Origin of the sequence: Enterobacter cloacae complex sp. 2015409, assembly GCF_041365315.1 — a bacterium.
In the GTDB taxonomy this organism is placed as follows: Bacteria; Pseudomonadota; Gammaproteobacteria; order Enterobacterales; family Enterobacteriaceae; genus Enterobacter; species Enterobacter pseudoroggenkampii.
The window spans coordinates 460391-485324 of record NZ_JBFTVM010000002.1 but is presented as its reverse complement, the minus strand read 5'-3'; the positions used below and the strand labels follow the sequence as shown (position 1 = coordinate 485324).

At 54.3% G+C, this 24934-nt stretch carries 21 protein-coding genes; 4 read left to right on the top strand and 17 right to left on the bottom strand.

Going from position 1 to position 24934, the window contains the following annotated elements:
• Positions 1-9 precede the first annotated feature (9 nt).
• From dnaE to rpsB, 16 genes are all read right to left on the bottom strand, one after another.
• Positions 10-3492: a DNA polymerase III subunit alpha gene (dnaE, locus tag ACDO57_RS15895; RefSeq protein ID WP_024907529.1), complete on the bottom strand. Its 3483-nt coding sequence runs from the start codon at positions 3490-3492 to the stop codon at positions 10-12.
• A gap of 38 nt (positions 3493-3530) precedes the next feature.
• On the bottom strand, positions 3531-4127 hold the full coding sequence (gene rnhB, locus ACDO57_RS15890; RefSeq protein WP_370884252.1) for a ribonuclease HII: 597 nt from the start codon (positions 4125-4127) through the stop codon (positions 3531-3533).
• On the bottom strand, positions 4124-5272 hold the full coding sequence (lpxB, locus tag ACDO57_RS15885) for a lipid-A-disaccharide synthase (RefSeq protein WP_370884251.1): 1149 nt from the start codon (positions 5270-5272) through the stop codon (positions 4124-4126). The genes rnhB and lpxB overlap by 4 nt, the downstream gene beginning before the upstream one ends.
• Positions 5272-6060, bottom strand: a complete 789-nt coding sequence (lpxA, locus tag ACDO57_RS15880; protein ID WP_023310462.1) for an acyl-ACP--UDP-N-acetylglucosamine O-acyltransferase — start codon at positions 6058-6060, stop codon at positions 5272-5274. The genes lpxB and lpxA overlap by 1 nt, the downstream gene beginning before the upstream one ends.
• Positions 6061-6063: 3 nt before the next feature.
• Positions 6064-6519 (bottom strand): 3-hydroxyacyl-ACP dehydratase FabZ, encoded by a 456-nt coding sequence (fabZ, locus tag ACDO57_RS15875; protein WP_010426706.1) that lies wholly within the window; start codon positions 6517-6519, stop codon positions 6064-6066.
• 102 nt (positions 6520-6621) lie between these two features.
• Positions 6622-7647 (bottom strand): UDP-3-O-(3-hydroxymyristoyl)glucosamine N-acyltransferase, encoded by a 1026-nt coding sequence (lpxD, locus tag ACDO57_RS15870; RefSeq protein WP_032644136.1) that lies wholly within the window; start codon positions 7645-7647, stop codon positions 6622-6624.
• 3 nt (positions 7648-7650) lie between these two features.
• On the bottom strand, positions 7651-8145 hold the full coding sequence (skp, locus tag ACDO57_RS15865; protein WP_008501902.1) for a molecular chaperone Skp: 495 nt from the start codon (positions 8143-8145) through the stop codon (positions 7651-7653).
• A gap of 122 nt (positions 8146-8267) precedes the next feature.
• Positions 8268-10685: an outer membrane protein assembly factor BamA gene (gene bamA, locus ACDO57_RS15860; protein ID WP_024907525.1), complete on the bottom strand. Its 2418-nt coding sequence runs from the start codon at positions 10683-10685 to the stop codon at positions 8268-8270.
• Between the two features lie 29 nt (positions 10686-10714).
• A complete protein-coding gene (rseP, locus tag ACDO57_RS15855) occupies positions 10715-12067 on the bottom strand; it encodes a sigma E protease regulator RseP (protein WP_370884250.1) in 1353 nt (450 codons plus the stop codon).
• An 11-nt stretch (positions 12068-12078) separates the two neighbouring features.
• Positions 12079-12936 carry a phosphatidate cytidylyltransferase gene (gene cdsA, locus ACDO57_RS15850; protein ID WP_024907523.1) on the bottom strand — a complete coding sequence of 286 codons (858 nt, stop codon included), beginning with the start codon at positions 12934-12936 and terminating at the stop codon, positions 12079-12081.
• Between the two features lie 12 nt (positions 12937-12948).
• Positions 12949-13707, bottom strand: coding sequence for a (2E,6E)-farnesyl-diphosphate-specific ditrans,polycis-undecaprenyl-diphosphate synthase (ispU, locus tag ACDO57_RS15845; RefSeq protein WP_024907522.1), 759 nt, complete (start codon positions 13705-13707; stop codon positions 12949-12951).
• A gap of 186 nt (positions 13708-13893) precedes the next feature.
• Complete coding sequence (gene ispC / locus ACDO57_RS15840) at positions 13894-15093, bottom strand: 1-deoxy-D-xylulose-5-phosphate reductoisomerase (RefSeq protein WP_048990262.1); 1200 nt, start codon at positions 15091-15093, stop codon at positions 13894-13896.
• A gap of 95 nt (positions 15094-15188) precedes the next feature.
• Positions 15189-15746: a ribosome recycling factor gene (frr, locus tag ACDO57_RS15835; protein WP_014882629.1), complete on the bottom strand. Its 558-nt coding sequence runs from the start codon at positions 15744-15746 to the stop codon at positions 15189-15191.
• 167 nt (positions 15747-15913) lie between these two features.
• Positions 15914-16639 carry a UMP kinase gene (gene pyrH, locus ACDO57_RS15830; protein ID WP_008501910.1) on the bottom strand — a complete coding sequence of 242 codons (726 nt, stop codon included), beginning with the start codon at positions 16637-16639 and terminating at the stop codon, positions 15914-15916.
• A gap of 150 nt (positions 16640-16789) precedes the next feature.
• A complete protein-coding gene (tsf, locus tag ACDO57_RS15825; protein WP_014830708.1) occupies positions 16790-17641 on the bottom strand; it encodes a translation elongation factor Ts in 852 nt (283 codons plus the stop codon).
• 117 nt (positions 17642-17758) lie between these two features.
• Positions 17759-18484 carry a 30S ribosomal protein S2 gene (gene rpsB / locus ACDO57_RS15820; protein ID WP_003856207.1) on the bottom strand — a complete coding sequence of 242 codons (726 nt, stop codon included), beginning with the start codon at positions 18482-18484 and terminating at the stop codon, positions 17759-17761.
• 320 nt (positions 18485-18804) lie between these two features.
• Between rpsB and map the strand changes: the two genes are divergently transcribed.
• The 4 genes from map (at position 18805) to ACDO57_RS15800 (ending at position 23696) form a co-directional block, all read left to right on the top strand.
• Positions 18805-19599, top strand: a complete 795-nt coding sequence (gene map / locus ACDO57_RS15815; RefSeq protein ID WP_023310454.1) for a type I methionyl aminopeptidase — start codon at positions 18805-18807, stop codon at positions 19597-19599.
• A 63-nt stretch (positions 19600-19662) separates the two neighbouring features.
• Entirely contained in the window at positions 19663-22338 is a 2676-nt protein-coding gene (gene glnD, locus ACDO57_RS15810) for a bifunctional uridylyltransferase/uridylyl-removing protein GlnD (protein WP_024907520.1), read from the top strand.
• Between the two features lie 32 nt (positions 22339-22370).
• Positions 22371-23195 (top strand): 2,3,4,5-tetrahydropyridine-2,6-dicarboxylate N-succinyltransferase, encoded by an 825-nt coding sequence (gene dapD, locus ACDO57_RS15805; protein WP_008501915.1) that lies wholly within the window; start codon positions 22371-22373, stop codon positions 23193-23195.
• Positions 23196-23306: 111 nt separating this feature from the next.
• Positions 23307-23696 (top strand): DUF3461 family protein, encoded by a 390-nt coding sequence (locus ACDO57_RS15800; RefSeq protein ID WP_008501916.1) that lies wholly within the window; start codon positions 23307-23309, stop codon positions 23694-23696.
• Between the two features lie 59 nt (positions 23697-23755).
• On the opposite strand, the gene cdaR is transcribed toward ACDO57_RS15800, so the two are convergent.
• Positions 23756-24913, bottom strand: a complete 1158-nt coding sequence (cdaR, locus tag ACDO57_RS15795) for a DNA-binding transcriptional regulator CdaR (RefSeq protein WP_370884249.1) — start codon at positions 24911-24913, stop codon at positions 23756-23758.
• Between the last annotated feature and the right edge of the window lie 21 nt (positions 24914-24934).

The window sequence follows — 24934 nt, the reverse complement described above, 5'->3', positions numbered from 1 at the left end:
ATTCCTGTATTAGTCAAACTCCAGTTCCACCTGCTCCGAACCAATGAGGCCACGGAGATCGTTCAGTAAACGATCGCTCGGAGAGACACGCCACGTTGCACCAAAGCGCAACCGCGCACGTGCATCCGCCCTCTGATAGTAGAGATGTACTGGAATTGTCCCCGAGCGGTGGGGTTCCAGAGACTGACGGAGTCGGTTTAAAAGCTGGTCATCAATTTGCCTGTCCGTCAGCGAGATAGCAAGCCCGCGAGCATATTTTTCCCGGGCTTCGTCAATGTCCATCACTTCGCGGGCGGTCATTTTAAGCCCCCCACTGAAGTCATCAAAGCTGACCTGTCCGCTGACGATAAGTATGCGGTCTTTTTCCAGCAATTGCTGGTATTTATCCAGCGCGTCGGTGAACAACATCACCTCCAGACGCCCGGAACGGTCATCCAACGTACAGATGCCGATACGATTGCCGCGCTTGGTGACCATAACCCTTGCAGCAATCACGAGCCCCGCAGCCGTGGTGATTTTACCACGTTCTGTCGGATGCATGTCTTTAAGCCTGTGGCCGCCGACATAGCGCTCAATTTCTTTGATGTACTGGTTGATCGGGTGCCCCGTCAGGTACAAGCCTAACGTCTCACGCTCCCCATCCAGTACCACCTGTTCAGGCCACGGCTGGCAGTTGGAGTAAGATTGCTCGATCTGCTCCGGCTCTTCCGCCAGCACCCCGAACATATCCGCCTGACCAATGGCTTCCGCTTTTGCATGCTGATCCGCCGCTTTCAGCGCATCGCCGAGGGAATTCATCAGCGCGGCGCGGTGCGGCCCCAGCCGGTCAAACGCGCCGGACATGATCAGTTTTTCCAGCACGCGACGGTTCAGTTTTTTGGTATCGGTGCGGGCGCAAAGATCGAACAGCTCGCGGAAATACCCGCCGTTGTTACGCGCTTCGATGATCGCCTCGATCGGACCTTCACCCACGCCTTTGATTGCGCCGATCCCGTAAACGATCTCTCCGTCGTCGTTGACGTGGAAGTGGTAGAGCCCTGAGTTAATGTCCGGCGGCAGGATCTTAAGCCCCATGCGCCAGCACTCGTCCACCAGGCCCACCACCTTCTCGGTGTTATCCATATCGGCCGTCATTACCGCCGCCATAAATTCAGCAGGATAGTGCGCTTTCAGCCACAGCGTTTGGTACGACACCAAAGCATAGGCGGCGGAGTGGGATTTGTTAAATCCGTACCCGGCGAATTTCTCAACCAGGTCAAAGATCTTAATCGCCAGTTCACCATCAACGCCGTTTTTTCTCGCGCCTTCTTCGAAAGTGCCTCGCTGCTTGGCCATCTCTTCCGGCTTTTTCTTACCCATCGCACGACGCAGCATGTCCGCGCCGCCGAGGGTATAGCCGGAAAGCACCTGGGCGATCTGCATAACCTGTTCCTGGTACAGGATGATGCCGTAGGTGGGCTCCAGCACCGGCTTCAGGCTTTCATGCTGCCACTGAACGTCCGGGTAGGAAATCTCTTCGCGCCCGTGCTTACGGTCGATAAAGTTATCTACCATCCCTGACTGCAGCGGGCCCGGACGGAACAGGGCAACCAGTGCGATCATATCTTCGAAGCAGTCGGGCTGCAGGCGCTTAATCAGATCTTTCATGCCGCGCGATTCCAGCTGGAAGACGGCGGTGGTCTCCGAGCGCTGCAGCATGTCGAAACTTTTCTTGTCATCCAGCGGGATGGCCGCGATATCCAACGGCGGCTCGCCGTTCTTCTCGCGGCGGGCGTTGATCATCTCCAGCGCCCAGTTAATGATGGTCAACGTACGCAGACCAAGGAAGTCGAACTTCACCAGCCCGGCGTATTCTACGTCGTTCTTATCGAACTGGGTAACCGGGTGCTGACCCGCTTCGTCGCAGTAGAGCGGCGCAAAGTCGGTAATTTTGGTCGGGGCGATAACTACGCCCCCCGCATGCTTACCGGCGTTACGCGTGACGCCTTCCAGCTTGCGCGCCATGTCGATCAGCGCTTTGACTTCTTCGTCCGCTTCGTAGATTTCCGGCAGCTGTGGTTCAGCCTCAAAGGCTTTTGCCAGCGTCATGCCCGGATCGGGCGGTACCAGTTTAGAGATGCGATCGACAAACCCGTACGGGTGGCCCAGCACGCGGCCGACGTCACGGATAACCGCTTTCGCCGCCATCGTACCGAACGTAATAATCTGCGATACCGCATCACGGCCGTACATATCGGCGACGTGCTCGATCACCTGGTCACGTTTCTCCATGCAGAAGTCGACGTCAAAGTCGGGCATGGAAACACGTTCCGGGTTAAGGAAACGTTCGAACAGCAGGTCGAATTCCAGCGGATCGAGGTCGGTAATTTTAAGCGCATAGGCCACAAGCGACCCAGCACCGGAGCCTCGGCCCGGTCCGACCGGTACGCCGTTATCCTTCGACCACTGGATAAACTCCATGACGATCAGGAAGTAGCCCGGGAAGCCCATCTGGTTGATCACCTGGAGTTCAATGTCCAGGCGTTCATCGTACGGCGGCCGCTTCTCTTTGCGAACGGCCTCATCCGGGAACAGAAACTCCAGACGCTCTTCCAGACCTTCTTTTGATTTTGCGACCAGGAAATCTTCCGTGGTCATGTCTCCTGTCGGGAACTGCGGCAGGAAGTACTCGCCAAGTCGGACGGTAACGTTACAGCGCTTGGCAATCTCTACGCTGTTTTCCAGCGCTTCCGGGATATCGGAGAAGAGCTCACACATCTCCTCTTCGCTGCGCATGTACTGCTGCGATGAGTAGTTGCGCGGTCGTTTAGGATCGTCCAGCGTGAAGCCATCGTGGATCGCCACGCGAATTTCGTGCGCGTCAAAATCCCCCGGCTCAAGGAACCGCACATCGTTGGTAGCCACCACAGGCAACCCACGCTCTTCTGCAAGTGCCACAGCGGCATGAAGATAGTTCTCTTCGTCCTGACGGCCGGTGCGGATCAGCTCCAGATAATAACGATCCGGGAAATACTCTTCATAGAACGAGAGGCATTGATCCACCAGCGCGCTATTGCCGCGCAGCAGGCATTTGCCGACATCGCCCATACGGCCGCCGGAGATCAGCAGCAGCCCTTCGTTCAGCTCAGCCAGCCAGTCACGGTCGATCCACGGCCCCAGCGCACCGTATCCACGCTGGTAGGCTTTTGAGATAAGCAGAGTGAGGTTTTGATAGCCCGTGTTGTTCATCGCCAGCACGGAGATTTGCGTCATTTCATCGCCGATGAGATCGCTCTGCACATGAAAATCTGCGCCAACGATAGGCTTCATCCCCGCGCCATGCGCCGTTCCGTAGAACTTCACCAGGCCACACAGGTTGGTAAAATCGGTTATCGCCAGCGCGGGCATGCCAAGGGAGGCCGCCTTTTTTACCAGCGGCCCGGTCTTCGCCAGCCCATCGATCATGGAGTAGTCGCTATGCACCCGCAGGTGTACGAAACGTGGTTCAGCCATCTTCAGATTCCGCGTTACTTAATTGCTTGCGTATTGATTCAGGACACCCGTCCCAGCGCGCGTTTCACCGGGCCAAAGCTGCGCCGGTGATGTTCGGTTGCGCCATGTTCAGCCAGCCTTTCGAGATGGAAAGGTGTGGGATACCCCTTATGCTGGGCGAAACCATACTGAGGGTAAGTGAGGTCCAGCGCGGCCATTTCAGCGTCGCGCGTCACTTTGGCAATAATAGAAGCTGCGCTGATTTCTGCGACCCGGCTATCGCCTTTGACAACCGCCATTGCAGGCATGGGTAGTGCCGGACAGCGGTTGCCGTCAATCAGGACATATTCCGGAGAAATGTTAAGACCCGCTACCGCACGCTGCATCGCCAGCATCGTGGCATGCAAAATATTCAGTTCGTCTATTTCATGCGGTTCAGCGCGCCCCAGGCTCCAGGCCAGCGCCTTCTCCTGAATCTCACTAAACAGCGCCAGCCGGCGCTTTTCAGACAATTTTTTTGAGTCGTTCAGCCCGATAATCGGGCGAGCCGGATCGAGGATCACCGCGGCGGTCACCACGGCCCCCACTAACGGACCACGACCCACTTCGTCCACGCCCGCCACAAGGTGAGTGTGAGGATAAACAAATTCCATCATTTTGCTAGCTCCAGCACCGCATCAGCCGCTTGCTCATCAGCACTACAGCGGATCAGTTGATGCAGTTCGCGGAAGGTATCGTGCATCTGGTGGCTGGTCTTGCCGTTTGCCAGCAGCGGCAGCAGTGCATCGGCAAGCGCCTGCGGCTGGCACTCATCCTGCAATAACTCTTTCACCAGTTCGCGCCCGGCAAGCAGGTTTGGCAGGGAGACATAATCCGTTTTCACCAGACGTTTTGCCAGCCAGAAGGTGAACGGCTTCATGCGGTAACCGACCACCATCGGGCATTTCGCCAGCATACATTCCAGCGCCGCCGTGCCGGAGGCCAACAGCGCGGCATCGCTCGCATACATCGCTTCTCGCCCTTTCCCGTCCAGAAGACGGACGTGGAGATCCGGGGCGACTTCCGCTTTGATGCGCTCAAACTGCTCGCGGCGTTTGGCATTCACCAGCGGAACAACCACTTCAAGGTCGGGATAGCTCTGGCGAAGAATTTGCGCTGTTTTGAGGAAATCGGCGCTCAGCATCTCCACTTCTGCACCACGGCTGCCTGGCAGCAGTGCCAGACAATGCACATCATGGGGGATGCCCAGCACGTCGCGCGCCGCGTTTTTATCCGGATCCAATGGCATCGCATCCGCCATGGTATGACCGATAAAACGGCACGGAACATTAAATCTGTCGTAAAACGCTTTTTCGAAAGGCAGAAAAGCCAGCACCAGGTTGGTGGACCGTCCAATTTTGAAAACGCGTTTCTGTCGCCACGCCCAGACGGACGGACTGACGTAGTGAATGGTTTTTATGCCCTGCTTTTTCAGATTCCCTTCGAGGGTAATGTTGAAATCAGGTGCATCGATACCGACAAACACATCGGGTTTGAGTTCGGTAAAACGGCGGGTGAGATCGGCACGAATGTGCAGCAAACGGCGGAGCCGTCCCAGCACCTCAACGATGCCCATCACGGCCAGCTCTTCCATTTCATACCAGGCTTCACAGCCTTCGGCCTGCATCAGCGGGCCAGCAACGCCGACAAAGCGAGCGTTGGGTACACGCGCCTTAAGCGCGCGGATGAGACCTGCACCAAGAATATCGCCGGAGGTTTCTCCGGCGACCAGGGCTATCGTAAGCGGACGACTGTCGACCATTAACGAATCAGACCCCTTGTTGAACGGTCAAAGAATTCCATGAACGCGTTCACTTCCGGGTGCTTATTCGCCAGCTCGGCAATTTCCGGCTTCGCCTCTTCCAGCGTTTTACCGCTACGGTACAGCAGTTTGTACGCGTTGCGAATGGCAGTAATCGCTTCGCGGCTAAAACCACGACGCTTGAGGCCTTCGATGTTCACGCCAAACGGCGTGGCATGGTTGCCCTGCGCAATCACATACGGTGGGACGTCCTGCGCCACACCGGAGCAGCCGCCAACCATCACGTGTGCACCAATGATGCAGAACTGATGGACTGCGGTCATGCCGCCAATAATTGCGAAGTCATCAACCGATACGTGTCCTGCCAGCGTTGCGTTGTTGGCAAGAATACAGCGGTCACCCACGGTACAGTCGTGCGCGATATGCGCATTAACCATAAACAGGTTATCGCTGCCCACCTTCGTCAACCCACCACCCTGTACTGTTCCACGATGAATGGTGACGCTTTCGCGAATACGGTTACGATCGCCAATTTCCAGACGGGTCGACTCACCAGCATATTTCAGATCCTGGTTAACTTCGCCGATGGAGGCGAACTGATAGATCTCGTTATTGCAGCCAATGGTCGTATGACCATTCACGACAACGTGAGATTTCAGTACTGTACCCTCACCAATTTCGACATGGGGTCCAACAATACAAAACGGGCCAATGTGGACGTTAGCACCAATGATGGCACCGGTTTCCACAATCGCGGTAGGATGAATAAAGGCGGATTTATCAATCACGTATCAGGACTCCCGGCTACGAGCACACATCATCGTCGCTTCGCAAACAACTTTGCCGTCAACCAGTGCTACGCCTTTGAAGCGAGTCAGGCCACGACGCGTTTTTTCAAAAGTGACTTCCATGATCATCTGATCACCAGGCACGACAGGGCGCTTAAAGCGCGCTTCATCAATACCCGCGAAGTAATACAGCTCACCTGGCTCCAGTTTACCGACGCTTTTAAACGCCAGAATACCGGTAGCCTGAGCCATCGCTTCCAGAATCAACACACCCGGGAAGATAGGCTTACCAGGGAAGTGCCCCTGGAAGAACGGCTCGTTCACGGAAACATTTTTCACTGCGCGCAGAAAACGACCTTCTTCAAAATCCAGCACGCGGTCTACCAGCAGAAACGGGTAGCGGTGCGGCAGAAGTTCTAAAATCTCTTCAATATGCAGAGTATGAGTGTCAGTAGTCAAAATACTCTTCCTGTCAAAATGTACTGATAACAATAATAACACGGCCTGCCGGTTTATTAGAAAGCCGACAGGCCGGGAAAAATAGCGTTAAACGGATGACGCTTAGTCTTGTTGATCGATCTTACGCTCAAGAGACTTGAGGCGCTTGCTCATATCATCAATGTTCATCACCAGAGCTGCTGTTTTACGCCATACCTTGTTGGGCTGTAGCGGAATGCCAGAGGAATAAACGCCAGGTTCAGTGATAGGACGCATTACCATGCCCATTCCCGTCACGGTCACCTTGTCGCAGATTTCCATATGGCCATTAATCACGCTCGCACCGCCAATCATGCAATAACGGCCAATTTTCAGGCTGCCCGCCATGATGACGCCACCCGCAACCGCGGTATTGTCGCCAATCACAACGTTATGCGCAATCTGGCACTGGTTATCGATGATAACACCATTGCCAATGATCGTGTCGTCAAGCGCGCCACGGTCAATGGTGGTACAGGCGCCGATCTCCACGCGATCGCCAATAATAACGCGACCAAGCTGTGGGATCTTCACCCAGTTACCGCGATCGTTAGCGTAACCAAAGCCATCAGAACCAATCACGGTGCTGGACTGGACGAGGCAGTTTTCGCCAATTTCAACGTCATGATAAACGGACACATTGGCCCACAAACGGGTCCCTGCGCCGATTTTCGTATTTTTCCCAACGAAGCAGCCTGGGCCAATGACGACGTTATCGCCCAGCACAACGCCGGATTCGATAACCGCATTCGCCCCAACGGCGACGTTGTTACCCAGCCTGGCCGTCGCATCAATCGCTGCGCTGGCAGCAATGTTCTGGGCCGGTTGCGGCGTGGTATCAAGAATTTGAGCCATGCGTGCATACGTCAGGTAGGGGTTTTTCACTACCAGCGCGCTTACAGTGGCAAATGGAAGATCGTCCTGCGTCAGTACAACAGCTGACGCCTGGCATTGAGCCAGTTGCTCACGGTACTTAGGGCTTACCATGAAGGTAATCGTGCCAGCTTTAGCAGATTGCATGGACGCAACAGCGGTGATGACGATATCGCCATCACCGTGTAATTCTGCATCCAACTGCTGAGCTAAATCAGCCAGTCGAATTGAAGGCATTACTTATTTAACCTGTTTCAGAACATCAGCAGTGATGTCTTTAACATCTTTGCTGTTGAAAGCGACGGCGTTCGCATCAACAACCAGATCGATGCTCTGATCGGCAGCCACTGCTTTAACAGCGGTCTGAATGCGAGTCACCAGCTTGCCGCGTTCTTCGTTAGAACGACGCTGACGATCCTGCTCGAAAGCCTGCGCTTTCTGAGAGAACGCCTGGCGCTGAGCCATTACGTCTTTTTCCAGCTTGCTGCGGTCGCTTGCCTTCATGGTAGAACCATCACGCTGCAGACGCTGCATTTTGGACTGAAGATCGTTTTCCATACCCTGCAGTTCGCTTGCACGGCCTTTGAATTCGTTTTCCAGAGTCGCAGAAACACCTGTTTTCTGTGCAACCTGCTGGAACAAATTACCCATGTTGACGATTGCAATTTTGTCTGCTGCCTGAGCAGAAGTTGCCATCGCTAAACCGAGACCTGCAGCTAATAACCACTTTTTCACAATTAACTCCTTACCATCCCATTGGCACCAGAAGGTACCGTTCTTTGCGTGGCAAGGCGACCGTGTTACCGATCGCCAGTTGTCAGCGCTACACTGCCAACGCATTCCTTTGCAGCGGATTATTACCAGGTTTTACCAATGTTAAACTGGAATTGCTCCGACTTATCTCCATCATATTTCTTAAACGGCTGGGCGTAAGAGAAGACCAACGGTCCCAGCGGTGACATCCATTGTAATGCGATACCGGCAGACATGCGAATATTGCTCGGATCGCTGTAGTCAGGAATGCCTTCTGCGCGCATCTGGGCAGTATTCTGCCAGTTGGTATCCCATACGGTACCGGCATCCCAGAAGAAGGACGTACGGACCGAGTTCGCATATTTATCGCTGATAAACGGCGTTGGCGTGATGAACTCCAGGCTGGCAACGGCCATGGCGTTACCGCCCACCGCATCATTAGAGCTACAGACTTCCGAAGAGGAAGACTTATCACAGTTATCTTTGTCGTTCCCGCCGTAGTAAACCGCTTTCGGACCAATGTTGTTGGACTGGAAGCCACGAACGGTACTGGAACCACCGGCATAGAAGTTTTCATAGAACGGCAGTTCTTTGCCGCCTAAACCGTCGCCGTAGCCCCAGCGGGTACGACCCAGAACCACCCACTTATGATCGTCATCGATCGGGAAGTAGGACGCGGTATCCAGCGTGACCTTATAGAACTCGTTATCGGAGCCCGGCACGGTCACTTTACCGTTCAGGTTGACGCGAGAACCTTCCGTTGGGAAGTAACCACGGTCAAGACGGTTGTAGGTCCAGCCGTAGTTAAAGGTGAAGTCATCCGCAGCGAAGCCATTGTCATGACCAGTTTTGCTGGTTGACTGACCAATGGAGTCCAGGTAACGCCACATCGCCACCTGCGGTTGCATATTGGACAGGTCGTTATGCACGTAACCTAAGCCCGCACGCAGGGTGTTGTATTCGTTAACCGGGAAGCCAAGCGTACCGTCCACACCGTAACTCTTGTTGGTGTAAGAAGACAGATCCGCATCGTCTGCTTTAAAGTCGTTATAGAAGATACGACCGCCCAGGCTCACACCGTCAACGGTGAAGTATGGGTTCGTTACAGAGAACTCAGAGTAGGTCTGGTAGTCGTTTTTGGTGCCGTTAATCCCGACAGAGTAACCCGTACCCAGCCAGTTATCCTGCTGCACGCCGACCTGGAAGCTGACGCCGCTCTCGGTACCGTAGCCCACACCGAAGTTGAAGCTACCGGTGTTGCGCTCTTTCACTTTATAAACGACATCAACCTGATCCGGGCTGCCCGGTACGCGCTGGGTATCGGTATCCACCGTTTCAAAATAGCCCAGACGGTTCAGACGCTCTTTACCCTGATCAACGAGGTCGCTACCCAACCATGCGCCTTCCATCTGACGCATTTCGCGACGCAGAACGGAATCTTTGGAGGTGTCGTTACCGACGAAGCGGATCTTACGCACGTAGAAACGGTTGCCCGCGTCAACATTCACGTGCAGCTTAACGGTTTTATCCGCGTCATTGATTTCAGGCTGAGTCTGTACGCGCGGATAGGCATAACCATAGCGGCCGAGCAGCTTCTTAATGCTGTCTTCCATTTTGGTTACCTTGGAACCGCTATACAGGTCGCCTGGCTGAATTTTGGTCAGCGATTCGATTTCAGCAGAATGCCCGGCCAGGTTACCACTCACCTCAACACCCGAAAGCTTGTACTGCTCGCCTTCAGTGATGTTGACCGTGATGTAGATCCCTTTCTTGTCCGGCGTCAGGCTTACCTGAGTCGAGTCGATGTTGAAACGCGCATAGCCACGATCGAGATAGTAGCTGCGCAGAGTTTCAAGGTCGCCCGCCAGTTTCTGTTTCTGGTATTTGCGATCGCCTACCACGTTCCACCATGGCACTTCATCGCGCAGCTGGAAGGTGGAGATCAGTTCGTCGGTGCTGAACGCGTGGTTGCCGACAATGTTGATCTGCTGGATCTTCGCAGAAACACCTTCCTGGAAGACCAGCTTCAGGTCAACACGGTTGCGCGGCAGCGGAGTGACAACCGCTTTCACGCTGGCACTGTATTTACCGACGCTGTAGTAGAAGTCTTCCAGACCTTTTTCAATATCTGAAAGGGTTGTGCGGTCCAGGGATTCCCCCACACGAACACCGGATGCTTCAAGGTTTTGCTTGAGCATGTCATCTTTCACCGACTTGTTACCGGAGAAAGTGATACTGGCGATCGTTGGACGTTCTTTTACCTGTACCAGCAGCGTATCACCATCGCGCAGGACGCGGACATCCTCAAAGTTGCCGGTGGCAAACAGAGCACGGATGGTGTTACTGATATCATCATCATTAACCGTATCGCCGGGGCGTACAGGCATACTGAGGAGGGCCGCACCAACGGCGACACGCTGGAGGCCTTCGAAATGAATGTCTTTCACTACGAACCCGTCAGCACCGTATACGGTGGCGCTGCTAAACAGCAGCGACGCTATGAGCAACTTTTTCATCGCCATCGTTATTATGCGTTCTTCCTAACACTCTCTTACAACCGAGAGAAATCATTGAAAAGTGCAAGCCCCATTAACAGCACCAGCAAAATCGAGCCAATGCGATAACTAAAGTCTTGAACTCGCTCGGATACCGGTGCGCCTTTTAGCTTTTCAATCGCTAAAAACAGCAGATGACCCCCGTCTAAAACGGGAAGCGGGAACAGGTTGATTATCCCAAGGTTCACGCTAATGAGCGCGAGGAACATGAGATAGTAAATCACCCCGAACTCCGCTGACATCCCAGCCCCCTGAGCAATTGAAATTGGCCCACTGAGGTTGTTCAGTTTCACATCACCGGTTATCAATTTCCCCAACATGTTGACCGTCAGCTTCATCAGTTGCCATGTTTTATCCGTGGCTTCAAGGATGGCGCTGAACGGCCCATACTGGCGTATTGTCTTGTACTCATCTGGCAGCGGGATCACTTTTGGCACAACGCCTGCAAACCCTTCTGCCTTTTTGCCGACCGACTTCGTGTCCGGGATCAGCGTCAGCGAAAGCGGACTGCCTTGCCTTTCAACTTCCAGCGCGAGAGACGTTCCCGGATTATCGCGCACCAGAGTAACAAAGGTCATCCACTCTGTTAATGGTTGACCATCGACTTTAACGATCCTGTCGCCCGCTTGCAAACCCGCTTTGCTCGCCGCCGAATTTGCCTGTACTTCGGCTAATACCGGCTCGATCTGCGCACCGCGTGGACGAATACCCAGCGCAGCGACGGGATCTTCTTTGTCTGGCTCGAAACGCCAGTGACGTAAATCGAGCACTTTGTCCTGACGCGCATCGGAACCAAACGGCGATACGCTGATGGTGGTCTGCGGATCGCCAATTTTGGCAACCAGCTGCAGTCGCACGGCATCCCAATCAGGGGTTTCGATGCCATCAATCGCTTTAAGTTCCATCCCGGATGTAATTTGCGCACTCGCCGCGATGGAGTTGGGAGCAATTTCCCCCACCACCGGACGCACGCCCGGGACGCCGATGATAAACACCAGCCAGTAAGCGAAAATCGCAAAGATGAAGTTGGCTACCGGTCCGGCAGCAATGATGGCGGCGCGTTGTCCAACGGTTTTATTGTTGAAAGCGCTGTGTCGCAGCTCAGGTGCGACAGGCTCGACGCGTTCGTCGAGCATTTTGACGTAGCCGCCCAGCGGGATAAGGGCGATGACAAATTCCGTGCCGTGGCGGTCGGTGCGCGTCCAGAGTGATTTGCCAAAACCGATGGAAAACCGCTCTACGCGCACGCCACAGCGGCGAGCAACCCAGAAATGGCCAAATTCATGCACGGTAATCAGTACACCCAGTGCAACAATGAACGCCGCCAGATTCCAGAGAATGCTCAGCATAAAACCTTCCGTTAAATCGTCCCGAATACCAGTAAAAGCAAACATGCAAACACTGGAACAGCCGCTGTCAGGCTATCAATGCGATCCAGTATACCGCCATGCCCTGGAATCAGGTGTCCGCTGTCCTTAATCCCTGCTTCACGCTTAAACATACTTTCGGTTAAATCACCGAGCACGGAGGCAAGCGCAGCAAAAATCGAGCACACCAGCAGTATTGACGGTGCCACTTCAAGATTCGCCCAGACGCCGTAGCCCCAGGAGATGATCGCTGCCGTAAACAGGCCGCCGATGAATCCTTGCCAGGTTTTACCCGGGGAGACCTTCGGTGCCAGCTTATGTTTGCCAAACAGTTTACCAAACATATAGGCCCCGGAGTCAGCCCCCCAGACCAGAATCATCACATAAAGCAGCCAGATCGCACCGCTGTAGTGGTTTTCGTCGTAGTGCCAGGCGCGCAGCGCAACCATACCCCAGAAAAAAGGAATAATGGTGAGCAAACCAAAAATCAGTCGTAGCACTTTTGAATTACGCCATAATGCCGCGGAACCTGGATAAAAAAGGACCAGCAACAGCGCGGCAACCCACCAGACCAACGATATCCACAAGGAGCCGGCAACCAGGGGCTGATGAATATCATGGTGATATTCAGGCAACGTAAACAGCATTATGGCCAGGATAAAGCCACAAAGTACCGCGAGCCATACCCGCTGAGTGCGCGAGGTAAAGCCGCTAAACTGTCCCCATTCCCACGCGGCGAGCATGCACACCACCAGCGTGACAATAGCGAATCCCACCGGGGGCAGTAAAAACAGCGCCGCAATGACAATGGGTATTAATACAAAAGCGGAAATCAGGCGATACTTCAGCAAAAGCTACCCCCATCAGGCTTTGTCGCCACCAGGCTCGGTGCCGCCGAAACGACGCTCTCGATTGGCAAAGGCATGCAGCGCACCTTCAAAGTCTTGTTCATCAAAATCGGGCCAAAGAACATCCGTAAAGTAAAGTTCGGCATAGGCAATTTGCCATATCAAAAAGTTACTTATGCGATGTTCCCCCCCTGTCCTAATTACCAAATCCACAGGCGCCTGTTCATTCATGCAGATTTGCTTGCTCAGCGCCTCTTCATCAATTTGGTCGGGTCTCAACAGCCCTTCCTGAACCTGTTCGGCCAGATGCCGAACGCCCTGGATAATATCCCAGCGTCCGCCGTAATTCGCCGCAATATTCAGCGTCAGACCGGTATTATTTTCCGTCAGCGCTTCTGCTTTACGAATCCGTTCCTGCAAACGTGAGTTAAAACGACTGGTATCGCCAATGATACGCAGGCGGACGTTGTGGCGGTGCAGGCTTTTTACTTCGCTGTCTAGCGCCCACACAAACAATTCCATCAACGCAGTCACTTCCTGCAGAGGTCGATTCCAGTTTTCACTGCTAAAAGCATAGAGCGTTAACGCATCAATGCCGTTGTTGGCGGCAAAAGAAACGGCGCGACGAACGGATTTCGCCCCCGCTTTATGCCCAAAGGCTCGTATCTTCCCTTGTCTTTTCGCCCAGCGGCCATTGCCATCCATAATGATTGCTACATGACGGCAGCCATGAGCTGGCAAATTTTCGCTTATTGGTTGATTCGCAGACAACATAACGCGTTTTTTGTCCCTGAAAAGGATTTAACGGTACTCAGGAATACTGAAGCCTATACATAAAAAAGCCGTGTCAAACCACGGCTCACCTGACCACATTAAGTCAAATACCTGCGATCAGGTGGCGCAGACTATATCACTGAAGCCCAACGCTAACAAATAGCACGACGACTAGTGGTTGCTTTATCACCAGCTTGCGAGACGTGTCACCTGTTGACGCGCAATATTACGCGCAGCTGCATCCACCGCCAGCACCTCTTCCACGCTTTGTGGTTCGCGCAAATCCATCATCTCCAGTACCGATAAATTTAACGACGCGATATCGGTAAAACGAATTTGCTGATTCAGAAATGCCTCAACGGTAATTTCATTGGCTGCATTAAGTGCCGTCGTCGCCGCCTGCCCCTGGTCAAAGGCAGTCATCGCAAGCTTCAGACAAGGATAGCGGTCATAGTCCGGTTCACTGAACGTCAGGGAACTTAGCTTGCAGAAATCAAGCGGCTTCACGCCGGATTTCACTCGATTTGGCCACGCCATGGAATGGGCAATCGGCGTACGCATGTCCGGCTCGCCCAGCTGTGCCAGCACGCTGCCATCCTGATAACGCACCATCGAGTGAATCACCGATTGCGGGTGAATCAGTACTTCCATCTGTTTCGCTGACGCATTAAACAGCCAGCGCGCTTCAATGTATTCCAGACCTTTGTTCATCATGGTGGCAGAGTCAACGGAGATTTTACGCCCCATCGACCAGTTCGGATGACGGCACGCCTGATCCGGCGTCATGGCGCGCAGTTCAGACAGTGGCGTTTCACGGAACGGGCCACCAGACCCGGTAAGCAGGATAGACACCACGCCATTCTGCTCCAGGTCAGCGTACCCCAGGTTCTGTTGAAAAGGTTGCGGTAAACTCTGAAAAATCGCGTTGTGCTCGCTGTCGACCGGCAAAAGACGCGCGCCGCGCTGCTTCACCGCATCCATAAACAGGCGTCCACAGGTGACCAGCGACTCTTTATTGGCCAGCAGAACGTCCTTGCCGGCATCAATCGCGGCAAGCGTAGGCAATAACCCTGCCGCCCCGACGATGGCCGCCATCACCTGATCCACCTCATCCAGCGCCGCCATCTCGCAGGCCGCCTGTTGGCCACTCAGCACCTCGGTTCGACAGCCCTGTTCAAGCAGCTGTGCTTTCAGCAGACGTGCGCTCTCTTCGTCATCCATCACCGCATAGCGGGGCGCAAACTCCAGGCACTGCTCGACCATTCGCTGCACATTCTTACCGGCCACCAGCGCTGTCACGGTGTAGAGTTCAGGATTATGGCGAACGACGTCGAGAGTGCTGCAACCGATAGAGCCGGTTGAGCCAAGGAGTGTTAAATGCTTCATGAGATGCCCGAAAAAAGTTAGACCAGATAAAAGCAAAACGCCGCCAGCAAGACCCGAAGTCCCTCTGAACGGCGTTTATCAGTGTACGACAGAAATCAGAACTGCATCAGTTCCGCTTCTTTATCTGCCAGCGCCGCATCAATTTTCTTGATGGCAGCGTCGGTCATTTTCTGAATGTCGTCCTGAGAACGACGATCGTCATCTTCACTGATCTCTTTTTCTTTCAGCAGCGCTTTTACTTTATCGTTCGCATCGCGACGGACGTTACGCACGGATACACGACCCTGCTCAGCTTCGCCACGAACCACTTTGATCAGATCTTTACGACGCTCTTCCGTCAGTGGAGGCAGTGGAACGCGGATGTCAGAACCCGCAGAGCTTGGGTTCAGTCCGAGGTCAGAGGCCATGATCGCTTTCTCAACGGCCGGGCTCATAGAACGATCGAACACGTTGATTTTCAGCGTACGGGTATCTTCTACCGTTACGCTCGCCAGCTGACGCAGAGGGGTTGGCGTACCGTAGTATTCTACGATGATGCCATCCAGCAGGCTTGGGGAAGCACGGCCAGTACGGATTTTGCTGATTTGGGTTTTGAACGCTTCTACGCATTTTTCCATGCGTACTTCAGCATCTTTTCTGATGTCGTTAATCACGTTACGAATCCTTGAAAACTTGTCTCAGGCAGACTATCCGCCAGCACAGCGCTACAGGTGTGCTAAGTATAGTCGCGTTTAATTCATGACAACGCCAAAGGCGCGCCCGGGTAAGATACCACTACAAAATAAAGCGGAATCTTACCTGTATTTATCGTCAACGGAAATTATTCCGTGATCAAAGTGCCTTCTTTTTCGCCCATGACCACGCGACGCAGTGCGCCAGGCTTGTTCATGTTGAAGACACGGATCGGCAGTTTGTGGTCGCGAGCCAGCGTGAAGGCGGCAAGATCCATCACTTTCAGCTCTTTATCCAGCACTTCGCTGTAGCTCAGCTGATCGTACATGGTGGCAGAAGGATCTTTTGCCGGGTCGGCAGTAAACACGCCGTCTACTTTGGTCGCTTTCAGTACCACATCGGCTTCGATCTCGATACCGCGCAGGCAGGCAGCGGAATCGGTTGTAAAGAACGGGTTACCCGTACCGGCGGAGAGGATCACCACGCGGTTATTGCGCAGCAGGCTGATAGCTTCTGCCCAGCTGTAATTATCGCAAACGCCATTCAGCGGAATCGCGGACATCAGGCGGGCATTCACATAGGCGCGATGGAGCGCATCACGCATTGCCAGGCCATTCATCACGGTTGCCAGCATACCCATGTGGTCGCCCACTACGCGGTTCATCCCCGCTTTCGCCAGACCAGCACCACGGAAAAGGTTGCCACCGCCAATGACCACGCCAACCTGGATACCCAGTTCGACCAGTTCTTTGATTTCCTGTGCCATGCGATCAAGGATGCTTGCGTCAATACCGAAGCCTTCCGATCCCTGCAGCGCTTCGCCACTCAGCTTAAGCAGAATGCGTTTGTACACGGGTTTTGCATTGGTAGCCATGTTTCTTTCCTGAGACTGTCAACGATTAAGATGGGGGTTAATTCTGGCGACATGATATGCCGCAAATCAGCACAGCGATACTGGAGCCTGTCTGATTTCCTGTGACGGGTGACAAAAAGAAGCCGCCCTCAGGCGGCTCCTTTTCAATCATTAAGACTGCTTGGACATTGCAGCAACTTCTGCTGCGAAGTCAGTCTCAACTTTCTCGATGCCTTCGCCCACTTCGAAGCGGATGAAGCCAGTTACGTCAGCGTTGTGCTCTTTCAGCAGCTGCGCAACAGACTTGCTTGGATCCATAACGAATGGCTGGCCAGTCAGAGAAACTTCGCCGGTGAATTTCTTCATGCGGCCTTCAACCATTTTCTCTGCGATTTCTTTTGGCTTACCAGACTGCATCGCGATGTCCAGCTGAACCTGGTACTCTTTTTCTACCACTTCAGCAGACACGTCTTCTGGCTTAACGAATTCTGGTTTGCTTGCAGCGATGTGCATAGCCAGCTGTTTAACCAGCTCTTCGTCAGCGCCTTTAGCCGCAACCAGAACACCGATACGTGCACCGTGCTGGTAAGAGCCCAGAACGTCGCCTTCCAGAGAAGCAACGCGACGGATGTTGATGTTCTCACCGATTTTAGCAACCAGCGCAACACGTTCTTCTTCGAACTGTGCTTTCAGAACTTCAACGTCAGTGATTTTGCCAGCAACAGCTGCGTCCAGAACTTTGTTAGCAAATGCCTGGAAACCACCATCTTTAGCAACGAAGTCAGTCTGGCAGTTAACTTCCAGAATGATGCCGTAGGTGCCGTCGATTTTAGTGATGATCACGCCGTCAGCAGCAACGTTGCCTGCTTTTTTAGCTGCTTTGATCGCACCGGATTTACGCATGTTTTCGATTGCCAGCTCGATGTCGCCGTTCGCTTCAGTCAGCGCTTTTTTGCAATCCATCATGCCTGCGCCAGTACGCTCGCGCAGCTCTTTTACCAGGGATGCGGTAATTTCAGCCATTCTTAAATCCTCGGGAGATGTGAACTGCCCGGCCGGGGGCCAAACAGTGTAAATTGAAAAAAGGGGCCGGTAATGGGCCCCTATTCATACACGGTACTAATAAGGGGTAAAACCTTATTATTCAGCTTCTACGAAGCTTTCTTCCGCCTGAGAAGCCAGATCCTGGGAACGGCCTTCACGAACGGTAGCAGCTACAGCGCTCAGGTACAGGCTAACAGCACGGATTGCGTCGTCGTTACCCGGGATAACGAAGTCAACACCGTCCGGATCGGAGTTGGTATCAACGATAGCGAATACCGGGATACCCAGGTTGTTAGCTTCTTTGATTGCGATGTGCTCGTGGTCTGCATCGATTACGAACAGCGCGTCTGGCAGGCCGCCCATATCTTTGATACCGCCCAGGCTGTTTTCCAGCTTGTCCAGTTCACGAGTGCGCATCAGCGCTTCTTTCTTAGTCAGCTTGTCGAAAGTACCGTCCTGAGACTGGGTTTCCAGATCTTTCAGGCGTTTGATGGACTGACGAACAGTTTTCCAGTTGGTCAGCATGCCGCCCAACCAGCGATGGTTCACGAAGAACTGGTCGCAGCTGTTAGCAGCATCTTTCACAGCTTCGCTTGCAGCGCGCTTAGTACCAACGAACAGAATCTTACCTTTACGGGAAGAGATCTTGTTCAGCTCAGCCAGGGCTTCGTTGAACATTGGTACAGTTTTCTCAAGGTTGATGATGTGAACTTTGTTACGCGCGCCGAAGATGAAAGGCTTCATTTTCGGGTTCCAGTAACGGGTCTGGTGACCAAAGTGAACACCAGCCTTGAGCATGTCGCGCATGGAAACAGTTGCCATGTTTAAAACCTCTATATTGAAAGTTGGGGTTATGCCTCCACGTATCCCATATTACCGACCCCAAAGGGCACCCCGGAATATGTGCCGATACGTGTGTGTTGTTACACAAAGTGAGATTTGTCGCTTCCGTCCAGCCTGTGTATCTGAGATGGATCGGAAGTCCGGCGCGCTTTATACCACAAAACACGACCAGAAACCAACAGTTGTTGGCGGAGTGTGCTGTTAATGATTCTCAATTTGGCACAGGGTGTGCCTGACTGATACCATTGACGACACTTAGACTAGTATTGTCGAAAAATCGACACCGATGGACAGATTACATGGCTATCTCTATTAAGACACCTGAAGAAATTGAAAAGATGCGCGTCGCCGGTCGTCTGGCCGCGGAAGTGCTGGAAATGATCGAGCCGTTCGTGAAGCCGGGCGTCAGCACCGGTGAACTGGACCGTATCTGTAACGACTATATCGTGAACGAGCAGCACGCGGTTTCCGCCTGCCTCGGCTACCACGGTTTCCCGAAATCCGTCTGCATCTCTATTAATGAAGTGGTATGTCACGGCATTCCTGACGATGAAAAACTGCTGAAAGATGGCGACATCGTCAACATTGACGTGACCGTCATTAAAGACGAGTACCACGGTGACACCTCAAAAATGTTCATCGTTGGCAAGCCGACTATTCTTGGCGAGCGTCTGTGCAAAGTGACGCAAGAGAGCCTCTACCTGGCGCTGAAAATGGTTAAACCGGGTATTCGCCTGCGTACCATCGGTGCGGCAATCCAGAAGTTTGTGGAAGCAGAAGGTTTCTCCGTGGTGCGCGAGTACTGCGGTCACGGCATTGGTCGCGTCTTCCATGAAGAACCGCAGGTTCTGCACTATGATGCAGATGACGGCGGCGTGGTGCTGCAAAAAGGCATGACCTTTACCATTGAGCCGATGGTCAACGCGGGTGACTACCGCATCCGTACCATGAAAGACGGCTGGACGGTGAAAACCAAAGACAGAAGCTTGTCTGCGCAGTACGAGCATACTATTGTGGTAACAGACAACGGCTGCGAAATTATGACGTTGCGCAAGGATGACACCATCCCGGCGATACTGACGCACGACGAATGATAAAAAAGCCGGCAAATGCCGGCTTTTTTAATGGCTATAGCTTTTTCTTATGGGTGGCGCACGATGAGTAATCTTTTACCCGAACAGTATGCTAACACAGCACTTCCCACCCTTCCCGACCAGCCCGATAACCCGGGCGTCTGGCCGTCGCACGAGCTGACCTGCGCGCATATTAAAGCCCATATGGATGTTTTCCATCGCTGGCTGGGCAGCGCGTTCGACGCAGGCGTGTCGGCCGAGCAGCTCATTGAAGCGCGCACCGAATTTATCGACCAGCTTCTGCAGCGCCTGTGGATCGATTACGGGTTTGGGCAAATCAGTGATGTTGCTCTGGTTGCCGTCGGGGGCTATGGCCGCGGTGAGCTGCATCCGCTTTCCGATATCGATCTCCTGATCTTAAGCCGCAAAAAGCTGCCGGACGAACAGGCGCAAAAAATTGGCGAACTGCTGACGCTCCTCTGGGACGTGAAGCTGGAAGTCGGCCACAGCGTGCGCACCCTGGAAGAGTGTCTGCTGGAAGGGTTATCGGACTTGACCGTCGCCACCAACCTGATTGAAACCCGCCTGCTGATTGGCGACGTCGCGCTGTTTCTGGAGCTGCAAAAGCACATCTTCAGCGACGGCTTCTGGCCGTCAGAAAAGTTCTTCGCCGCGAAGGTCGAGGAGCAAAACCAGCGCCACCAGCGCTACCACGGCACCAGCTATAATCTTGAGCCCGATATTAAAAGCAGCCCCGGCGGCCTGCGCGACATCCATACCCTGCAGTGGGTCGCTCGCCGCCATTTTGGCGCCACCTCGATGGACGAGATGGTCGGCTTCGGCTTCTTAACCGAGGCAGAGCGTAACGAGCTGAACGAGTGCCTGCACCTGCTGTGGCGCATTCGATTTGCCCTGCATCTGGAAGTCACCCGCTACGATAACCGTCTGCTGTTTGACCGCCAGCTCAGCGTGGCTCAGCGCCTGAATTATCAGGGCGAAGGCAACGAGCCGGTTGAGCACATGATGAAGGATTTCTTCCGCGTCACCCGCCGGGTGACCGAGCTGAACCAGATGCTGTTGCAGCTGTTCGACGAGGCCATTCTGGCCCTGACGGCGGATGAGAAACCGCGCCCGATTGATGACGAATTCCAGCTGCGCGGCACGCTTATCGATCTGCGCGACGAAACGCTGTTCATCCGCGAGCCGGAAGCGATTCTGCGGATGTTCTATACCATGGTGCGCAACAGCACCATCACCGGGATCTACTCCACCACCCTGCGCCATCTGCGCCATGCGCGCCGTCATCTGACGGAGCCGCTGTGCTATATCCCGGAAGCGCGCTCGCTGTTCCTGAGCATGCTCCGCCATCCGGGTGCCGTCAGCCGTGGGCTGCTGCCGATGCACCGCCACAGCGTGCTGTGGGCCTATATGCCGCAGTGGTCGCACATTGTCGGACAGATGCAGTTCGATCTGTTCCACGCCTACACGGTGGATGAACACACGATCCGCGTGATGCTCAAGCTGGAAAGCTTTGCAAAAGAAGAGACGCGCTCCCGCCATCCGCTGTGCGTGGAGCTATGGCCGCGCCTGACCCACCCGGAACTGATCCTGATTGCTGCCCTGTTCCACGATATCGCCAAAGGTCGCGGCGGCGATCATTCGGTGCTGGGTGCACAGGACGTACTGAAATTTGCCGAGCTGCACGGCCTGAACTCACGTGAAACACAGCTGGTGGCCTGGCTGGTACGCCATCATCTTCTGATGTCGGTTACTGCGCAGCGTCGTGACATTCAGGATCCTGAGGTGATCAAGCAGTTCGCGGAAGCGGTTCAGACGGAAAACCGTCTGCGCTATCTGGTCTGCCTGACGGTGGCCGATATCTGCGCCACCAACGAAACGCTGTGGAACAGCTGGAAGCAGAGCCTGCTGCGCGAGCTGTACTTCGCTACCGAAAAACAGCTGCGTCGCGGGATGCAAAACACCCCGGACATGCGCGAGCGCGTGCGTCATCACCAGCTGCAGGCGCTGGCGCTGCTGCGGATGGATAACATTGATGAAGAGGCGCTACACCAGATATGGGCCCGCTGCCGTGCCAACTATTTTGTCCGCCACAGCCCAAACCAGCTTGCGTGGCACGCGCGGCACCTGCTGAAGCACGACCTGTCCCAGCCAATGATTCTGCTGAGCCCTCAGGCCACCCGCGGCGGAACGGAGATTTTCATCTGGAGCCCGGACCGACCTTATCTGTTTGCTGCGGTCTGCGCCGAGCTGGACAGGCGAAACCTGAGCGTTCACGACGCGCAGATTTTCACCACCCGCGACGGCATGGCAATGGACACCTTTATCGTGCTGGAGCCGGACGGCAGCCCGCTGTCGTCGGACAGGCATGAAGGGATACGTTTTGGTCTGGAACAGGCGATTACCCAGCGCAGCTGGCAGCCCCCGCAGCCGCGTCGCCAGCCGGCGAAATTGCGCCACTTTACCGTCGATACCGAGGTCAACTTCCTGCCGACCCACACCGACCGTAAATCGTTCCTGGAGCTGATCGCGCTCGACCAGCCGGGGCTGCTCGCCCGCGTCGGCCAGGTTTTTGCCGATCTGGGAATTTCGCTCCATGGAGCCCGAATTACAACGATTGGCGAGCGAGTAGAAGATTTATTTATAATCGCGACAGCGGACCGGCGTGCCCTTAATAATGACCTGCAGCTTGAAGTGCAACAACGGTTGACAGCAGCCCTCAATCCAAACGATAAAGGGTGATATGTTTTTTAGTGAAATGGAAAGAGTAAACAATGCAGCAGTTACAGAACGTTATTGAGTCCGCTTTTGAGCGTCGCGCCGAGATTACCCCGGCAAATGTGGATACCGTGACCCGTGAAGCGGTAAACCAGGTGATTTCCCTGCTGGATTCCGGCGCGCTGCGCGTGGCAGAAAAAATCGACGGTCAGTGGGTCACTCATCAATGGCTGAAGAAAGCCGTGCTGCTCTCTTTCCGTATCAACGATAACCAGGTTATCGACGGAGCTGAAAGCCGCTACTTCGATAAAGTCCCTATGAAATTCGCTGACTACGACGAAGCGCGTTTCCAGAAAGAAGGCTTCCGCGTGGTGCCACCTGCGGCAGTGCGTCAGGGCGCCTTCATCGCACGCAACACCGTCCTGATGCCATCCTACGTGAACATCGGTGCCTACGTTGATGAAGGCACCATGGTTGACACCTGGGCGACCGTTGGCTCATGCGCGCAGATCGGTAAAAACGTTCACCTGTCCGGCGGCGTGGGCATCGGTGGTGTTCTGGAGCCACTGCAGGCTAACCCGACCATCATCGAAGACAACTGCTTCATCGGCGCGCGCTCTGAAGTGGTTGAAGGCGTGATCGTTGAAGAAGGCTCCGTGATCTCCATGGGCGTTTACATCGGTCAGAGCACCCGTATTTACGACCGTGAAACCGGCGAAGTTCACTACGGTCGCGTTCCGGCGGGCTCCGTGGTGGTTTCCGGCAACCTGCCGTCAAAAGATGGTAAATACAGCCTGTACTGTGCGGTTATCGTGAAGAAAGTGGATGCGAAAACGCGCGGTAAAGTGGGCATCAACGAGTTGCTGCGCACCATCGATTAATCGGGTATAACAAAAAGCGGGGGCAACCCCGCTTTTTTTGTATCTGAGAGTGGCGAAAATAGATTTTTTCGTTAATTATTCAAAGGTTATGTTGAGATCAAGGGTACCGCTATGTACGATAATCTGAAAAGTCTGGGCATTACCAATCCTGATGAAATTGATCGTTACAGCCTCCGTCAGGAAGCCAATAACGATATTCTGAAAATCTATTTTCACAAGGACAAAGGTGAGTTTTTCGCCAAAAGCGTGAAGTTTAAATATCCACGCCAGCGTAAGACCGTTGTTGCTGACGGTGTAGGACAGGGATACAAAGAAGTACAGGAAATCAGCCCTAACCTGCGCTATGTGATCGATGAACTCGATCAGATCTGCCAGCGCGACCGCACCGAAGTCGATCTCAAGCGTAAGATCCTTGACGATCTGCGTCACCTTGAAAGCGTTGTTACCAATAAGATCAGCGAGATTGAAGCGGATCTTGAGAAGTTAACCCGCAACAAATAAGTTGAGTGCGGCCTGATGCCCTCACCCCGACCCTCTCCCACAGGGAGAGGGTGAAACCCTTATCGCTGTTCATCCAGCTGCAGCGCCACATACAGCAGCAGCCTGTCGTCGAAATTCCCCAGATCCAGCCCCGTCAGCTCTGAAATTCGGTTCAACCGATACTCCAGGGTATTGCGGTGAATAAACAGCGCTTTTGACGTCGCCAGCGGCTGCACGTTATGACCGAACCACGCCTGCAGCGTCCGGCGCAGCAGACCGTTATTGTCCATGGCTTTCAGACGCGCTAATGGTCGCGCCAGCTCATTGGCCTGCCAGCCCCCGCGCAGGCTGTCGAGCAGCACCGGCAGCATCAGGTCCTGATAGAAATAACTGCGGCTCTCCGGCATCCGCTGCTTGCCCACCATCATGGTGGTGCGCGCGGTACGCCAGGAGCGGGCGATGCTGCCCGGCCCGGTAAAGTAGTTGCCCAGCGCAACGCGAAAACGCAGCTGACCATTCTCCTTCATCCGGGAGATCAGCAGCTCCACGCGACGACGATGATCTTCCGCATCCCAGCGGCCGAACGCATTGAGCGCCGGTTTGAGTACCACCATTTCCGTCAGAGAAACGATCGCCACCAGGTTATCGCGCTCCGGCGTGGCCAGCGCATTTTGCAGCTGCTGCAGCTCGGCCATCGCGCTGTCTACGCCCAGCTGGCCGCTATCGACCTCAATCACCGCCACCACGCGCGGCTGGTTCAGATCGATCCCCAGACGCTGCGCCCATTCGCTGAGCGCGGGCGTGTGCTCTTCCGCCTGAATAAGGTTCATCACCAGCTCTTCACGCAGGCGGCTGTCCTGGGCAAGCAGGTGCATCAGGCGCGACTGCTCCAGCATCATCTCTGCCGTCATACAGACCAGCTCACCGTATTTTCGCAGTGACTCGGGCTCGCCGGTCAGGCCGATGACCCCTACAATCTCTCCTTCAAGACGCAGCGGTAAATTGATGCCCTGACGGACGCCGTGCAGGTGTTTCGCTACCGCATCGTCGATATCCACGACCCGCCCCTGGGAAAGCACCAGCAGCGCGCCTTCGTGCAATTCCCCAATACGCTCGCGATCGCCGCTGCCAATAATGCGCCCGCGGGCATCCATCACGTTGATATTGGTATCAATGATGCGCATGGTGCGCGCCACGATATCCTGCGCCATTTTGGTATCAAGATGCCAGCCAGCCATAGAACCCTCCCGTGAGCAGAG

What these genes read in the sequence shown, in the direction of transcription:
- lpxD (WP_032644136.1), bottom strand. Translation starts at nt 7,647, where the DNA reads ATGCCTTCAATTCGACTGGCTGATTTAGCTCAGCAGTTGGATGCAGAA.
- lpxB (WP_370884251.1), bottom strand. Translation starts at nt 5,272, where the DNA reads ATGGTCGACAGTCGTCCGCTTACGATAGCCCTGGTCGCCGGAGAAACC.
- rseP (WP_370884250.1), bottom strand. Translation starts at nt 12,067, where the DNA reads ATGCTGAGCATTCTCTGGAATCTGGCGGCGTTCATTGTTGCACTGGGT.
- rnhB (WP_370884252.1), bottom strand. Translation starts at nt 4,127, where the DNA reads ATGATGGAATTTGTTTATCCTCACACTCACCTTGTGGCGGGCGTGGAC.
- dnaE (WP_024907529.1), bottom strand. Translation starts at nt 3,492, where the DNA reads ATGGCTGAACCACGTTTCGTACACCTGCGGGTGCATAGCGACTACTCC.
- map (WP_023310454.1), top strand. Translation starts at nt 18,805, where the DNA reads ATGGCTATCTCTATTAAGACACCTGAAGAAATTGAAAAGATGCGCGTC.
- pyrH (WP_008501910.1), bottom strand. Translation starts at nt 16,639, where the DNA reads ATGGCTACCAATGCAAAACCCGTGTACAAACGCATTCTGCTTAAGCTG.
- dapD (WP_008501915.1), top strand. Translation starts at nt 22,371, where the DNA reads ATGCAGCAGTTACAGAACGTTATTGAGTCCGCTTTTGAGCGTCGCGCC.
- ACDO57_RS15800 (WP_008501916.1), top strand. Translation starts at nt 23,307, where the DNA reads ATGTACGATAATCTGAAAAGTCTGGGCATTACCAATCCTGATGAAATT.
- ispC (WP_048990262.1), bottom strand. Translation starts at nt 15,093, where the DNA reads ATGAAGCATTTAACACTCCTTGGCTCAACCGGCTCTATCGGTTGCAGC.
- cdaR (WP_370884249.1), bottom strand. Translation starts at nt 24,913, where the DNA reads ATGGCTGGCTGGCATCTTGATACCAAAATGGCGCAGGATATCGTGGCG.
- tsf (WP_014830708.1), bottom strand. Translation starts at nt 17,641, where the DNA reads ATGGCTGAAATTACCGCATCCCTGGTAAAAGAGCTGCGCGAGCGTACT.
- ispU (WP_024907522.1), bottom strand. Translation starts at nt 13,707, where the DNA reads ATGTTGTCTGCGAATCAACCAATAAGCGAAAATTTGCCAGCTCATGGC.
- bamA (WP_024907525.1), bottom strand. Translation starts at nt 10,685, where the DNA reads ATGGCGATGAAAAAGTTGCTCATAGCGTCGCTGCTGTTTAGCAGCGCC.
- rpsB (WP_003856207.1), bottom strand. Translation starts at nt 18,484, where the DNA reads ATGGCAACTGTTTCCATGCGCGACATGCTCAAGGCTGGTGTTCACTTT.
- glnD (WP_024907520.1), top strand. Translation starts at nt 19,663, where the DNA reads ATGAGTAATCTTTTACCCGAACAGTATGCTAACACAGCACTTCCCACC.